Below are 15,110 nucleotides of genomic sequence, written 5' to 3'. Positions count from 1 at the left end.
GCCCCGACCTCCCCTCTCATCGAACCGGGACAAAAATGCCTCGATCCGACGAATGGGGCTGCCAGGGCCCAGACTTATTTATCGCAGAACTCAGTTACCGCTTGAGTTCAGCGCTTCGGTCAGTGCAGCTTCCACTTCACTGGCGCTTACGCGCAGCGGCTTGTCAGCATCACGGCGGCGCTTGCGCTCGCTGTGGTAAGCCAAACCGGTACCTGCCGGGATCAAACGACCCACGACTACGTTTTCTTTCAGGCCGCGCAGGTAATCGCGCTTGCCGGTTACCGCTGCTTCGGTCAGTACGCGAGTGGTCTCCTGGAAGGAGGCCGCCGAGATGAACGACTCAGTGGACAACGACGCCTTGGTGATACCCAGCAACACACGAGTGAACTTGGAGACAAATTTGTCTTCCGCGCCCAGACGTTCGTTTTCTACCAGTACGTGAGTCAGTTCCATCTGGTCGCCCTTGATGAAACTGGAATCGCCGGATTCAGCGATTTCAACTTTACGCAGCATCTGACGCAGGATGGTCTCGATGTGCTTATCGTTGATCTTCACGCCTTGCAGACGGTAAACGTCCTGGATCTCGTTAACGATGTACTTGGCCAGCGCACTCACACCCAGCAGACGCAGGATGTCGTGTGGATCGCTCGGGCCGTCGGAGATAACTTCGCCGCGGTTTACCTGTTCGCCTTCGAAGACGTTCAGGTGACGCCACTTCGGAATCAGCTCTTCGTACGGATCAGTACCATCGTTCGGGGTAATGACCAGACGGCGCTTGCCTTTGGTCTCTTTACCGAACGCGATGGTGCCGCTGACTTCAGCCAGAATCGACGCTTCTTTCGGACGACGAGCTTCGAACAAGTCGGCAACACGCGGCAGACCACCGGTGATGTCGCGAGTCTTCGAAGTTTCTTGCGGGATACGCGCGATAACATCACCGATCGCGATCTTCGCACCATCCGCTACACCGACCAGGGCGTTGGCTGGCAGGAAGTACTGAGCGATTACGTCAGTGCCTGGCAGCAACAAGTCCTTGCCGTTGTCGTCAACCATCTTAACGGCAGGACGGATGTCCTTACCGGCAGCTGGACGATCTTTCGCGTCGAGTACTTCAATGTTGGTCATACCGGTCAATTCGTCAGTCTGACGCTTGATCGTGATGCCTTCTTCCATGCCCACGTAGGTCACGGTACCTTTCATTTCGGTAACGATTGGGTGAGTGTGCGGATCCCACTTGGCCACGATTGCGCCAGCGTCGACCTTGTCACCTTCTTTAACCGAGATCACAGCACCGTACGGCAGCTTGTAACGCTCGCGCTCACGACCGTAGTCATCAGCGATTGCCAGCTCACCGGAACGGGACACAGCAACCAGGCAACCATCCACTCGCTCAACGTGTTTCAGGTTGTGCAGACGGACAGTACCGCCGTTCTTCACCTGAACGCTATCAGCTGCGGAGGTCCGGCTTGCCGCACCACCGATGTGGAACGTACGCATGGTCAGCTGGGTACCCGGCTCACCGATGGACTGGGCAGCAATTACGCCAACCGCTTCACCGATGTTCACCTGGTGACCACGAGCCAAGTCACGGCCGTAGCACTTGGCGCAAATGCCGTAGCGGGTTTCGCAGCTGATCGGCGAGCGAACAATCACTTCGTCGATGCTGTTGAGTTCGATGAACTCGACCCACTTTTCATCCACCAGGGTGCCAGCAGGAACGATAACTTCCTCGGTACCTGGCTTGAATACGTCACGGGCAATTACTCGACCCAGTACGCGCTCACCCAACGGTTCTACAACGTCGCCGCCTTCGATGTGCGGAGTCATCAGCAGACCGTGTTCGGTGCCGCAGTCAACTTCAGTCACAACCAAGTCTTGCGCAACGTCTACCAGACGACGAGTCAGGTAACCGGAGTTAGCCGTTTTCAACGCGGTATCCGCAAGACCCTTACGAGCACCGTGAGTGGAGATGAAGTACTGAAGTACGCTCAAACCTTCACGGAAGTTCGCAGTAATCGGCGTTTCGATGATGGAGCCGTCCGGCTTGGCCATCAGGCCACGCATACCGGCGAGCTGACGGATCTGCGCAGCAGAACCCCGTGCACCCGAGTCGGCCATCATGTACATCGAGTTGAACGACTCTTGATCGACTTCTACGCCATGACGGTCGATAACCTTCTCTTTCGAGAGGTTAGCCATCATCGCCTTCGACACTTCGTCGTTGGCCTTGGACCAAAGGTCGATCACTTTGTTGTACTTCTCGCCCTGGGTTACCAGGCCGGAGGCGTACTGGCTTTCGATTTCTTTCACTTCATCAGTTGCAGCATTGATGATCTGGGCTTTTTCATCCGGGATAACGAAGTCGTTAACACCGATGGAAACGCCGGAAATGGTCGAATAAGCAAAGCCGGTGTACATCAGCTGGTCAGCGAAGATCACGGTCTCTTTCAAACCAACCACGCGGTAGCACTGGTTGATCAGCTTGGAGATCGCCTTTTTCTTCATCGGCAAGTTGACGACGTCGTACGACAGGCCTTTTGGCACAACTTGATACAGCAAGGCACGGCCGACAGTGGTGTCGACAATACGGGTGCCGCTCACGCTGCCGCCATCACGGTCGTTGACGGTTTCGTTGATCCGCACTTTGACCTTGGCGTGCAGTGCGGCTTCGCCGGCACGGAACACACGGTCAACTTCTTGCAGGTCAGCGAACACACGACCTTCACCTTTGGCGTTGATCGCTTCACGAGTCATGTAGTACAGACCCAATACAACGTCCTGCGACGGAACGATGATTGGCTCACCGTTGGCTGGCGACAGAATGTTGTTGGTCGACATCATCAACGCGCGCGCTTCCAACTGGGCTTCCAGTGTCAGCGGTACGTGCACGGCCATTTGGTCGCCGTCGAAGTCGGCGTTGTACGCAGCACAGACCAGAGGGTGCAGCTGGATAGCCTTACCTTCGATCAGTACTGGTTCAAACGCCTGGATACCCAGACGGTGAAGGGTCGGTGCACGGTTGAGGAGAACCGGGTGTTCGCGAATCACTTCAGCGAGAACGTCCCAAACCTCTGGCAGTTCGCGCTCGACCATTTTCTTGGCCGCTTTGATGGTGGTCGCGAGACCACGCATTTCCAGCTTGCCGAAGATGAATGGCTTGAACAGCTCAAGTGCCATCTTCTTGGGCAGACCGCACTGGTGCAGACGCAGGGTCGGGCCTACGGTAATTACCGAACGACCGGAGTAGTCAACACGCTTACCGAGCAAGTTCTGACGGAAACGACCTTGCTTACCCTTGATCATGTCAGCCAAGGATTTCAGAGGACGCTTGTTGGAACCGGTGATAGCGCGGCCACGACGGCCGTTGTCGAGCAAGGCATCGACAGCTTCTTGCAACATACGCTTTTCGTTGCGCACGATGATGTCCGGAGCGGACAGATCGAGCAGACGCTTCAAGCGGTTGTTACGGTTGATCACGCGGCGGTACAGGTCGTTGAGGTCGGACGTCGCGAAACGACCACCGTCCAACGGTACCAGCGGACGCAGGTCTGGCGGCAGAACCGGCAGAACGGTCAGCACCATCCACTCTGGCAAGTTGCCGGAACCCTGGAAGGCTTCCATCAACTTCAGACGCTTGGACAGCTTTTTGATCTTGGTTTCGGAGTTGGTTTGCGGAATTTCTTCGCGCAGACGGCCAATCTCGTGCTCCAGGTCGATAGCGTGCAGCAGTTCGCGGACAGCCTCGGCACCCATACGGGCATCAAAGTCGTCGCCGAATTCTTCCAGCGCTTCGAAGTACTGCTCGTCGTTCAGCAGCTGACCTTTTTCAAGGGTGGTCATGCCTGGATCGATAACGACATAGCTCTCGAAGTAGAGAACGCGTTCGATATCACGCAGGGTCATGTCCATCAGCAAGCCGATACGGGACGGCAGCGATTTCAGGAACCAGATGTGGGCAACCGGCGAAGCCAGTTCGATGTGCGCCATGCGCTCACGACGAACCTTGGCCAGTGCAACTTCAACGCCGCACTTCTCGCAGATCACACCACGGTGCTTCAAGCGCTTGTACTTACCGCACAGGCACTCGTAATCCTTTACCGGGCCAAAGATCTTGGCGCAGAACAGGCCGTCACGCTCAGGTTTGAACGTACGGTAGTTGATGGTTTCCGGCTTTTTAACTTCACCGAACGACCACGAACGGATCATCTCAGGCGATGCCAACCCAATACGGATGGCGTCGAACTCTTCGACTTGACCCTGGTTTTTCAGCAAATTCAGTAGGTCTTTCAAGGCCTTTCCTCCTGGCGGAGCAGAGAGCGGGCTAAACAACCCCGCTCTCGATTCGCGTCACGTGTTATTCGGTTTCCAGATCGATATCGATGCCGAGGGAACGAATTTCTTTGATCAACACGTTGAAGGACTCGGGCATGCCCGGCTCCATACGGTGATCGCCGTCCACGATGTTTTTGTACATCTTGGTCCGACCGTTCACATCGTCCGACTTCACTGTGAGCATTTCTTGCAGAGTGTATGCAGCACCGTATGCTTCCAGTGCCCAGACCTCCATCTCCCCGAAACGCTGACCACCGAACTGAGCCTTACCACCCAGCGGCTGCTGGGTAACCAGGCTGTACGAACCGGTAGAACGAGCGTGCATCTTGTCGTCTACCAAGTGGTTCAGCTTCAGCATGTACATGTAGCCAACAGTAACCGGGCGCTCAAACTTGTTGCCGGTACGGCCGTCGAACAGCTGCATCTGGCCGCTTTCCGGCAGGTCTGCCAGTTTCAGCATGGCCTTGATTTCGCTTTCCTTGGCACCGTCGAACACCGGGGTAGCCATTGGAACGCCGCCGCGCAGGTTCTTCGCCAGGTCCAGGATTTCCTGGTCGGAGAAGGTGTCCAGCTCTTCGTTGCGACCGCCGATCTCGTTGTAGATCTCGTGCAGGAACTTACGCAGGTCAGCAACCTTGCGCTGCTCTTCGATCATACGGTTGATCTTCTCGCCCAGACCTTTGGCCGCGAGGCCCAGGTGGGTTTCGAGGATCTGACCAACGTTCATACGCGAAGGTACGCCCAACGGGTTGAGGACGACGTCGACCGGGGTGCCATTGGCATCGTGCGGCATGTCTTCAACCGGCATGATCACGGAGACCACACCTTTGTTACCGTGACGACCGGCCATCTTGTCGCCCGGCTGGATGCGGCGACGGATTGCCAGGTAAACCTTGACGATTTTCAGCACGCCTGGAGCCAGGTCATCGCCCTGCTGCAGTTTGCGCTTCTTGTCTTCGAACTTGTCGTCCAGCAGACGGCGGCGATCAACGATGTAGGCCTGGGCCTTCTCGAGCTGCTCGTTCAGAGCATCTTCAGCCATGCGCAGTTTGAACCACTGGCCGTGCTCAAGACCGTCGAGTACTTCGTCGGTGATGTCTTGACCTTTCTTCAGACCTGCGCCGCCTTCAGCCTTGTGGCCTACCAGAGCGGAACGCAGACGTTCGAAGGTCGCGCCTTCAACGATACGGAACTCTTCGTTCAGGTCCTTGCGGATCTCGTCGAGTTGAGTCTTCTCGATGGACAGTGCACGAGCATCACGCTCAACGCCGTCACGGGTGAAGACCTGTACGTCGATAACAGTACCCTTGGTACCGGTAGGTACACGCAGGGAGGTGTCTTTAACGTCGCTGGCTTTTTCACCGAAGATGGCACGCAGCAGCTTCTCTTCCGGAGTCAGTTGGGTCTCGCCTTTCGGAGTGACCTTACCTACCAGGATGTCGCCTGCGCCAACTTCAGCACCTACGTAAACGATACCGGCTTCGTCCAGCTTGTTCAGTGCAGCCTCACCCACGTTCGGGATGTCTGCAGTGATTTCCTCTGGCCCAAGCTTGGTATCACGTGCCACACAGGTCAGTTCCTGAATGTGGATCGTGGTGAAACGGTCTTCTTGAACAACACGCTCGGACAGGCAGATGGAGTCTTCGAAGTTGAAGCCGTTCCATGCCATGAACGCGATGCGCATGTTCTGACCCAGAGCCAGTTCACCCATGTCGGTGGACGGGCCGTCGGCCATGATGTCGCTACGCTGAACGCGGTCACCCTTGCTCACCAGCGGACGCTGGTTGATGCAGGTGTTCTGGTTCGAGCGGGTGTATTTGGTCAGGTTGTAGATGTCGACACCGGCTTCGCCAGTTTCAACTTCATCATCGGCAACACGAACCACGATACGGCTGGCATCAACGGAGTCGATCACGCCGCCACGACGGGCTACGACGCAAACGCCGGAGTCACGGGCTACGTTACGCTCCATGCCGGTACCTACCAGCGGCTTGTCAGCGCGCAGGGTTGGTACAGCTTGACGCTGCATGTTGGAACCCATCAACGCACGGTTGGCGTCATCGTGTTCCAGGAACGGGATCAGCGACGCTGCAACCGAAACTACCTGCTTCGGCGAAACGTCCATCAAGGTGACGTCTTCCGGCGCCTTGACGGTGAACTCGTTCAAGTGACGAACAGCTACCAGCTCGTCGATCAGGACTTTCTTGTCGTTCATCGTGGCCGAAGCCTGAGCGATCACGTGATCAGCTTCTTCGATGGCGGACAGGAATACGATCTCGTCGGTGACCAGAGCGTCTTTCACCACGCGGTACGGGCTCTCGAGGAAGCCGTACTGGTTGGTGCGCGCATAAGCGGCCAGGGAGTTGATCAGACCGATGTTCGGACCTTCCGGCGTTTCGATCGGGCAAACACGACCGTAGTGCGTCGGGTGTACGTCACGAACTTCAAAGCCAGCACGCTCACGGGTCAGACCGCCCGGGCCCAGTGCAGAAACACGGCGCTTGTGGGTGATCTCGGAGAGCGGGTTGTTCTGGTCCATGAACTGGGAAAGCTGGCTGGAACCGAAGAACTCTTTCACTGCCGCAGCCACTGGCTTGGCGTTGATCAGGTCTTGCGGCATCAGGCCTTCGCTTTCAGCCATCGACAGACGCTCTTTGACCGCACGCTCAACACGCACAAGGCCAACGCGGAACTGGTTTTCGGCCATTTCGCCTACGCAGCGAACACGACGGTTACCCAGGTGGTCGATGTCATCGACGATGCCTTTACCGTTACGGATGTCGACCAGAGTCTTCAGTACCGCGACGATATCTTCCTTGCACAGCACGCCCGAACCTTCGATCTCGGTACGACCGATACGACGGTTGAACTTCATCCGGCCGACCGCAGACAGGTCATAACGCTCAGGGCTGAAGAACAGGTTGTTGAACAGGGTCTCGGCAGCGTCTTTGGTCGGTGGCTCACCAGGACGCATCATGCGATAGATCTCGACCAGCGCTTCCAATTGGTTGCTGGTGGAGTCGATCTTCAGTGTGTCGGAGATGAACGGACCGCAGTCGATGTCGTTGGTGTACAGGGTCTCGATGCGAACAACCTGGGCCTTGGCGATTTTTGCCAGGATTTCGGTGTTCAGCTCGGTGTTGCACTCAGCCAGGATTTCGCCTGTAGCCGGGTGAACGATAACCTTGGCGGTGGTGCGACCCAGGACGTAGTCCAGAGGCACTTCCAGCGACTTGATGCCGGCTTTTTCGATCTGGTTGATGTGGCGCGCAGTAATACGACGACCCGCTTCAACGATCACTTTGCCGTTTTCGTCCTGAATGTCCAGAACGGCAATTTCACCACGCAGACGCGAAGCAATCAGCTCCAGGCTGAGGGTTTCATCCTTCAGGCTGAATACGTTGGTGGTGTAGAAAGCGTCCAGCACCTGCTCAGTGGTGTAACCGAGCGCGCGCAGCAGTACCGAGGCCGGCAGCTTGCGACGACGGTCGATACGCACGAACACGCAGTCTTTCGGGTCGAACTCGAAGTCCAACCACGAACCGCGGTACGGAATGATCCGCGCGGAGTACAGGAGTTTACCGGAGCTGTGCGTCTTGCCGCGGTCGTGGTCGAAGAACACGCCCGGGGAACGGTGCAGCTGGGAAACAATAACACGCTCGGTACCGTTGATTACGAAGGTACCGTTTTCAGTCATCAGTGGGATTTCGCCCATGTAGACTTCTTGCTCTTTGATGTCCTTGATCGCTTTGTTCGACGATTCTTTGTCGAAAATGATCAGGCGGACTTTTACCCGCAAAGGTACGGCGTACGTAACACCGCGCAACACGCATTCTTTGACATCAAATGCCGGTTCGCCCAGGCGATAACCCACGTACTCCAGCGCAGCATTGCCGGAGTAGCTGATGATCGGGAAAACGGATTTGAAGGCCGCATGCAGGCCCACGTCGCGGAACTGATCTTTGGTCGCTCCCGCCTGCAAGAATTCACGATACGAATCCAGCTGGATAGCCAGAAGGTACGGGACATCCATGACGTCCGGCAACTTGCTAAAGTCCTTGCGGATACGTTTTTTCTCAGTATATGAGTAAGCCATCAGCGTTCCCCAGCTTGGTCACCTGCTTGTTTGGCCCCTCCGACGGGAGCAGCCAGAAAATCTTGCAAACCCCATGGTTTGCACCACCGCATCGGGTGGTTACAGCGCGTAATTGGCGGCGACCGAGTCGACAGCCAAGAACGGAAAAAGGCCGGTGGCAAGAGCCACCAGCCATCAGCCTTCAGCTTAACGCTTGGGCTGGAGACGCAAGGTCGATGCTTACTTCAGCTCGACTTTAGCGCCTGCTTCTTCCAGCACTGCTTTAGCTTTGTCAGCGGCGTCTTTCGACACTGCTTCCAGAACCTGGGCAGGAGCGCCGTCAACTACAGCCTTGGCTTCTTTCAGGCCCAGACCGGTCAGTTCACGAACTGCCTTGATCACGTTTACTTTCTTCTCGCCAGCTTCCAGCAGCATGACGTTGAATTCGGTTTGCTCTTCAGCAGCAACAGCAGCAACAGCTGGGCCAGCGGAAGCAGCGGCAGCGGAAACGCCGAATTTTTCTTCGAAAGCTTTGATCAGCTCAACAACCTGCAGAACCGACATTTCAGCTACGGCGTTGAGGATATCTTCTTGGGAGATAGACATTACTGTATTTCCTGAATTGGGGGACGGCCTACGCGGCCATCGAAATAAACAAAAATACGCGAAAGGAGGTGCTCAGCCTTAGGCTGCGGCAGCTTCTTTTTGCTCGCGAACTGCGGCCAGAGTACGAGCCAACTTGCTGGTAGCGCCTTGAATCACGCTCATCAGCTGAGAAATAGCTTCGTTACGGGTCGGCAGTGTTGCCAGTACGTCGATTTGGTTAGCTGCGAGGAACTTGCCCTCGAACGCAGCTGCCTTGATCTCGAACTTATCCTGACTCTTGGCGAATTCCTTGAACAAACGGGCAGCAGCACCCGGGTGATCTTTGGAGAACGCGATCAGAGTCGGGCCGGTGAACACGTCGTTGAGAACACTGTATTCAGTGTCAGCAACAGCGCGCTTGAGCAGGGTGTTACGTACAACACGTACGTATACGCCAGCTTCACGAGCCTCTTTACGGAGTCCGGTCATAGCGCCTACTGTCACACCACGGGCATCAGCCACGACAGCGGACAGAGCAGCTTTGGCAGCCTCGTTGACTTCAGCGACGATGGCCTTCTTGTCTTCGAGATTAATTGCCACGGGTTTAACTCCTGCTTGTTACCGTTTCATCTGGCCGAAGCCGGATGTCGTTTTGGTGTCTGATTCGGTAAGGAACCGGGAGCACCATCTGCGTAGGCTTGAGGTTTAAGGCTTGCGCCGCCTACGGTCTTGGATAGCCCCCGCCAGGCAGGGACCCCAATTTTTTCAATTGGCGCGATCTCTCGCACCAACGTATTTCTTATACGTCCAGCGAGCCTTGGTCGATGACCAGACCTGGGCCCATAGTGGTGCTCAGGGTAACGCGCTTGACGTAGATACCTTTCGAGGAAGCTGGCTTGATACGCTTCAGATCAGCGATCAGGGCTTCAACGTTTTCCTTCAGCTTGACGGCATCGAAGCCGACTTTGCCAACGGAGGTGTGAATGATGCCGTTTTTGTCAGTGCGATAACGAACCTGACCAGCCTTGGCGTTTTTAACCGCGGTAGCTACGTCTGGGGTTACGGTGCCGACTTTAGGGTTAGGCATCAGACCACGTGGACCGAGGATCTGACCCAACTGACCTACAACGCGCATTGCATCCGGGGAAGCAATAACTACGTCGTAGTTCAGGTCGCCGCCTTTCATTTCGGCAGCCAGGTCGTCCATGCCAACGCGATCAGCGCCGGCGGCCAGAGCAGCTTCAGCTGCCGGGCCTTGGGTGAAGACAGCAACACGTACAGTCTTGCCAGTACCGTGTGGCAGCACAGTAGCGCTACGAACGACCTGGTCGGATTTACGTGGGTCAACACCCAGGTTTACAGCAACGTCAACGGACTCGCTGAACTTGACAGTCGACAGCTCGGTCAGCAGGGCAGCGGCGTCTACAAAGTTGTAGGCCTTGCCTGCTTCGATTTTGCCGGCGATAGCCTTTTGGCGCTTGGTCAGCTTAGCCATTACACACCCTCCACGTTAAGGCCCATGCTACGAGCAGAACCGGCGATGGTACGCACGGCTGCATCCATATCAGCTGCAGTCAGATCCGCGTTTTTGGTTTTCGCGATTTCTTCCAGCTGAGCACGAGTTACGGTGCCAACCTTAACGGTGTTAGGACGAGCGGAACCGCTAGTCAGACCAGCAGCTTTCTTCAGCAAAACCGAAGCCGGGGTCGACTTGGTTTCGAAAGTGAAGCTACGGTCGCTGTATACAGTGATGATCACTGGAGTCGGCAGACCTGGCTCAAGACCCTGAGTACGGGCGTTGAAGGCCTTGCAGAATTCCATGATGTTCACGCCGTGCTGACCCAGAGCCGGGCCGACAGGTGGACTTGGGTTGGCCTGAGCGGCCTTCACTTGCAGCTTGATGTAAGCGGTAATCTTCTTGGCCATGAGGCACTCCAATTACGGGTTCAAACGCCTCGAAAGGCTCCCCGGTTACTTGCGCGTTTATCCCAGTGACGACAAAACCCCACAGCCTAAGGCTGCGGGGTTGGGATGCTTGCTCAGCTAGACCTTCTCGACCTGGCTGAACTCCAACTCTACCGGAGTAGAGCGACCGAAAATGAGCACTGCCACTTGGATCCGGCTCTTTTCGTAGTTAACTTCTTCGACGGTGCCGTTGAAATCAGCAAACGGACCATCTGTGACACGAACAACCTCACCCGGCTCGAACAACGTCTTCGGCTTAGGCTTGTCGCTACCGTCAGCAACGCGACGCAGAATTGCTTCCGCCTCTTTGTCGGTGATCGGAGCAGGCTTATCAGCAGTACCGCCGATGAAACCCATGACACGAGGAGTGTCCTTGACCAAGTGCCAAGTACCTTCATTCATGTCCATCTGAACCAGCACGTAGCCAGGGAAGAACTTGCGTTCGCTTTTGCGCTTCTGACCATTCCGCATTTCAACCACTTCTTCAGTGGGAACCAGAATTTCGCCGAAGCCATCTTCCATGCCTGCAAGCTTTACGCGCTCTAGCAAAGAGCGCATAACATGCTTCTCGTAACCCGAGTAAGCATGCACAACGTACCAACGCTTAGCCACGGGACACCCTTAGCCAACAATCAAGGAAACAAGCCAGCCGAGCAGGGAATCAAGCCCCCACAACAGCAACGCCATAACCAGAACAACAGCCACAACAATCAATGTGGTCTGCGTGGTTTCTTGGCGAGTCGGCCAAACGACTTTACGAATTTCGGTGCGAGCTTCCTTTACCAGGACCGCGAAAGACTTGCCTTTGGCAGTCTGCAGGCCTACAAAGGCAGCTACAGCAGCAAGAGCGAGCAAAGCGAGTACGCGGTACAGGATCGGCGAAGCAGAGTAGTACTGATTGCCAACAACGCCTACGACCACCAACGCGACCACAGCGAGCCACTTGACGAGATCGAAACGAGAGCTTTGAGCTTCAGCCTTAGGAGTCATCTATGAAGATCCTGTGAAAAGAAAGCCAGACACACCACGTGAATCTGGCAGGTCAGGAGGGAATCGAACCCCCAACCTACGGTTTTGGAGACCGTCGCTCTGCCAATTGAGCTACTGACCTAAAACAAAATCAGGCCGACCATTATGCAGGCCTGAAAAAGACTTTACAACAACCAACCCCACTAGACCTGAAATCACCTGGCAACAAAGCCAAATGCAACACCAACAAGCCGAGGCAGCTGTTAAAACAAAGGCAGATATTTTCATATCTGCCTTGTTATATGGAGCTCTTGAGCGGATTTGAACCGCTGACCTCACCCTTACCAAGGGTGTGCTCTACCAACTGAGCTACAAGAGCAAAACACATTGCACAACCTGCAAACTTGGAGCGGGTAGCGGGAATCGAACCCGCATCATCAGCTTGGAAGGCTGAGGTTCTACCACTAAACTATACCCGCGGAGCTTGCAGCTCACGCTAAAAATGGTGGAGGGGGAAGGATTCGAACCTTCGAAGTCGTAGACGTCAGATTTACAGTCTGATCCCTTTGGCCGCTCGGGAACCCCTCCTAAGCGAGCCGGCATTCTACATCACGCCGGCCTTCTGTCAAGCATTTTCTCATTAAAAATATGAGGTTAGCTGCGTTGACCTCCGCTTCACGCTGTAGACCGTAAAGGTCTTCACTGCGAAGCGGGCGCCATTCTATGCAAACTATTCGACAGTTGCAACGCCTTCGCACAACATTATTTTATGTTTTAACTCATTGAATTCCTTAGCAAGGTTTTCAAACGGCAGATCCTCAGCCAACCTCCTGCTTTCAGGGGCGACACGAAGCCAATAGCCGGAGGCATCAGGCGTATTGAGGAGAAGCACTTTGACCTTTATATCCAGGCTTATGAGGCGCTGCTCTACCGACTGGGCCTGGCGCTGATCAGCGAAACCACCGATGTATAGACACGTACTTTGTGCGTCAGGCGCTTTTGCCCGGTCGCGCCGAACCATGGGGTCAGAGGATTCACTCAATAGGCGAATATCCTGCTGAGAGCCCTTATAGAGACTCAGTGGCGTTACATCTTTAGCACGCAATGGGGCTTCCTGTTGATGCCAGATGTAATAGAAGGCATTGAGAACGAGCAAAAGCAAAAACAGCCAACGCATAAATACCTCAGGACAAAGGGCACGCCATCGCCAGACCAACAAAAACCAGATCAGGAACAAAACGAGCGTGAGGCACGGCATCGGAGACCAGGTCAGCATCCCCGCCAGTCAGAAAAACCGTGAAGTCATTCCCCCAATAGCTCCGAGCCAACTCAAGCTGTGTCAAAACAAACCCTCTGAGCATCAGCGTACAACCCCGCTCAACGGCTTCCACAGTCGTCCGCCCCGGCGAGAGGCGTGCCAGGGCCTGCTCTGCCGCAATATCGTCGTAGCGGATTTTGCGCGTGTGCGTTCGCAACTGGCTGCGCATGAGGGGCATTCCCGGGCAAATGAAGCCGCCAAGGTGCTCACCATCGGCAGCAATAAAGTCTGCAGTGGCTGCGGTACCGAAATCGAGTACCAGGCAGGCACCTGATGCCAGCTTGAAACCACCGAGCATTGCCAACCAACGATCCAGCCCAAGACGCTCAAACTCTTCGTAGCCGTTACGTACACCCGCCGCCTCCCTCGCTGAGACAGCACAAGACACAACAACCCCAAATGCCCCCTGCAATGCCTCAACCAACTGCCCGGTCTCTTCGGAGGCCCGAACACTTACCAGGCGGCAGCGCGTCAATGACAACCCCGGGATTGCCTTCAGGCCCTCGATCAACTCAAGGTCCGAGCCGACAACACCCTCAGCGGACGCCCTGGCCATAGGCGAATCGAGCACACGCCACTTGATAAAGCTATTCCCACAGTCGAGCTCAAGAATCATCACGCAACCTCAGGCTTAACTCACCGCCGCTGTATATTTTCTCGACACCCTCGACACTCAGCCGCAGCGCGCCCTGGTGATCAACACCCAGCACCACACCATCAATCTGGTTAACACCCGCGATAAGAGATACGGCCTTACCCTGCCACAAATGATTTCGCTCCCACTCTTCCTGAAGCGCAGCAAAACCGAAAGCCTTATGTCGCTCCAGGTGACTTTGCAACTGCAGTCCAAGGCGTGCGACCAAGTGATTTCGGTCGACAGGGGAGCCCGTCTCCAACTGCGCCGACGTCCACTGCTGATCGACCTCTGCCGCCTTCTGCATATTTACGTTGATCCCTATACCGAGCACAACATGGCAAACATCAGCGGGATCTCCAACCAATTCCAGCAAGATACCGGCAATTTTTTTCTGCCCAACCAGGACGTCATTCGGCCATTTCAAGGCGGCGCCCTGGACACCCAACTCACGCAGGGCCTGCATGACTGCCAATCCGACGACAAGGCTAAGCCCTTCCAACTGCCTCAGCCCGCCGTCAATGCGCAATACGAGGCTGTAATACAGGTTTTGAGCAAACGGACTGACCCACTTGCGGCCCCGCCTCCCTCTTCCCGCCGTTTGCTGCTCCGCAAGCACCAGAAATGGCGCCGCGCAACCTGTGCCGACGAGGCGCAAAGCCTCGGCATTGGTGGAGTCTATGGAGTCAGAGATGTAAACAGGCCACGCCAAAGCAGGAGCGCGCTCTTGAATTTCTTCAGCACTCAAGAACACCAATGGAGATGCTAGCTGGTACCCCCTGCCGCGAATTTTATGAATGGGCAGGTTCAATTCAGACTCCAGATGCTGGAGCTGCTTCCAAACAGCACTGCGGCTGACACCCAGGGCAGCACCGAGCGCCTCTCCGGAGTGGAATCGACCATCTTTGAGAAGTGTTAACAACGTCAGCATGCAAGCATCGCCTCACAATGAGGCACGCATGATAGCCATGCGCAAGGTCATTGCATAGAAAGGACAGGATTTAGCACTGGAGGCGGCTGCAAAGCAGGCTTACGTGGCATCTCAGCCTGAACGCGTTGTGATTAACGCCACTCGTGAGCGAGATTTACGCCTAAACGAGCGCCAAAAACAAAACCCCTGATTGCGTTAGCAATCAGGGGTTTCGGAATTTAATCTTGACGATGACCTACTCTCACATGGGGAAACCCCACACTACCATCGGCGATGCATCGTTTCACTACTGAGTTCGGGA

The 15,110-nt window shown here is 55.5% G+C and carries 11 protein-coding genes and 4 tRNA genes; all 15 read right to left on the bottom strand.

Annotated features, from left to right (window positions below):
- Positions 1 to 90: 90 nt before the first annotated feature.
- The 15 genes from rpoC to birA all read right to left on the bottom strand — a co-directional run bounded on the left by rpoC (position 91) and on the right by birA (position 14,809).
- Positions 91 to 4,290, bottom strand: a complete 4,200-nt coding sequence (gene rpoC / locus HBO23_RS10555) for a DNA-directed RNA polymerase subunit beta' (protein ID WP_017135962.1) — start codon at positions 4,288 to 4,290, stop codon at positions 91 to 93.
- Between the two features lie 64 nt (positions 4,291 to 4,354).
- Positions 4,355 to 8,428, bottom strand: a complete 4,074-nt coding sequence (gene rpoB, locus HBO23_RS10550) for a DNA-directed RNA polymerase subunit beta (protein WP_017135961.1) — start codon at positions 8,426 to 8,428, stop codon at positions 4,355 to 4,357.
- 219 nt (positions 8,429 to 8,647) lie between these two features.
- Positions 8,648 to 9,013, bottom strand: coding sequence for a 50S ribosomal protein L7/L12 (gene rplL / locus HBO23_RS10545; protein ID WP_010566858.1), 366 nt, complete (start codon positions 9,011 to 9,013; stop codon positions 8,648 to 8,650).
- A gap of 78 nt (positions 9,014 to 9,091) precedes the next feature.
- The gene (gene rplJ, locus HBO23_RS10540) at positions 9,092 to 9,592 is read right to left on the bottom strand and encodes a 50S ribosomal protein L10 (protein ID WP_003176433.1); all 501 of its coding nucleotides are present in this window, start codon (positions 9,590 to 9,592) and stop codon (positions 9,092 to 9,094) included.
- A 199-nt stretch (positions 9,593 to 9,791) separates the two neighbouring features.
- A complete protein-coding gene (gene rplA, locus HBO23_RS10535; protein ID WP_003232403.1) occupies positions 9,792 to 10,487 on the bottom strand; it encodes a 50S ribosomal protein L1 in 696 nt (231 codons plus the stop codon).
- A complete protein-coding gene (rplK, locus tag HBO23_RS10530; RefSeq protein ID WP_003176435.1) occupies positions 10,487 to 10,918 on the bottom strand; it encodes a 50S ribosomal protein L11 in 432 nt (143 codons plus the stop codon). The genes rplA and rplK overlap by 1 nt, the downstream gene beginning before the upstream one ends.
- 117 nt (positions 10,919 to 11,035) lie before the next feature.
- On the bottom strand, positions 11,036 to 11,569 hold the full coding sequence (gene nusG, locus HBO23_RS10525; RefSeq protein ID WP_003176436.1) for a transcription termination/antitermination protein NusG: 534 nt from the start codon (positions 11,567 to 11,569) through the stop codon (positions 11,036 to 11,038).
- 9 nt (positions 11,570 to 11,578) lie between these two features.
- Positions 11,579 to 11,947, bottom strand: coding sequence for a preprotein translocase subunit SecE (secE, locus tag HBO23_RS10520; protein ID WP_003194658.1), 369 nt, complete (start codon positions 11,945 to 11,947; stop codon positions 11,579 to 11,581).
- Positions 11,948 to 11,992: 45 nt separating this feature from the next.
- Positions 11,993 to 12,068: transfer RNA gene (locus tag HBO23_RS10515), tRNA-Trp, on the bottom strand.
- Between the two features lie 161 nt (positions 12,069 to 12,229).
- Positions 12,230 to 12,305, bottom strand: a tRNA-Thr gene (locus tag HBO23_RS10510).
- 26 nt (positions 12,306 to 12,331) lie between these two features.
- Positions 12,332 to 12,405: transfer RNA gene (locus HBO23_RS10505), tRNA-Gly, on the bottom strand.
- A gap of 24 nt (positions 12,406 to 12,429) precedes the next feature.
- A tRNA-Tyr gene (locus HBO23_RS10500) sits at positions 12,430 to 12,514 on the bottom strand.
- 142 nt (positions 12,515 to 12,656) lie between these two features.
- Entirely contained in the window at positions 12,657 to 13,103 is a 447-nt protein-coding gene (locus HBO23_RS10495) for a hypothetical protein (RefSeq protein WP_017135960.1), read from the bottom strand.
- 7 nt (positions 13,104 to 13,110) lie between these two features.
- The gene (locus HBO23_RS10490; RefSeq protein ID WP_017135959.1) at positions 13,111 to 13,860 is read right to left on the bottom strand and encodes a pantothenate kinase; all 750 of its coding nucleotides are present in this window, start codon (positions 13,858 to 13,860) and stop codon (positions 13,111 to 13,113) included.
- The gene (gene birA, locus HBO23_RS10485) at positions 13,850 to 14,809 is read right to left on the bottom strand and encodes a bifunctional biotin--[acetyl-CoA-carboxylase] ligase/biotin operon repressor BirA (protein ID WP_017135958.1); all 960 of its coding nucleotides are present in this window, start codon (positions 14,807 to 14,809) and stop codon (positions 13,850 to 13,852) included. Before birA ends, HBO23_RS10490 begins: the two co-directional genes overlap by 11 nt.
- Positions 14,810 to 15,110 lie beyond the last annotated feature (301 nt).

Source organism: Pseudomonas sp. WS 5532, assembly GCF_012985445.1.
GTDB classification, from domain to species: domain Bacteria; phylum Pseudomonadota; class Gammaproteobacteria; order Pseudomonadales; family Pseudomonadaceae; genus Aquipseudomonas; species Aquipseudomonas edaphica.
The sequence above is the reverse complement of the archived record's forward strand: the minus strand, read 5'-3'. Positions and strand labels throughout refer to the sequence as shown.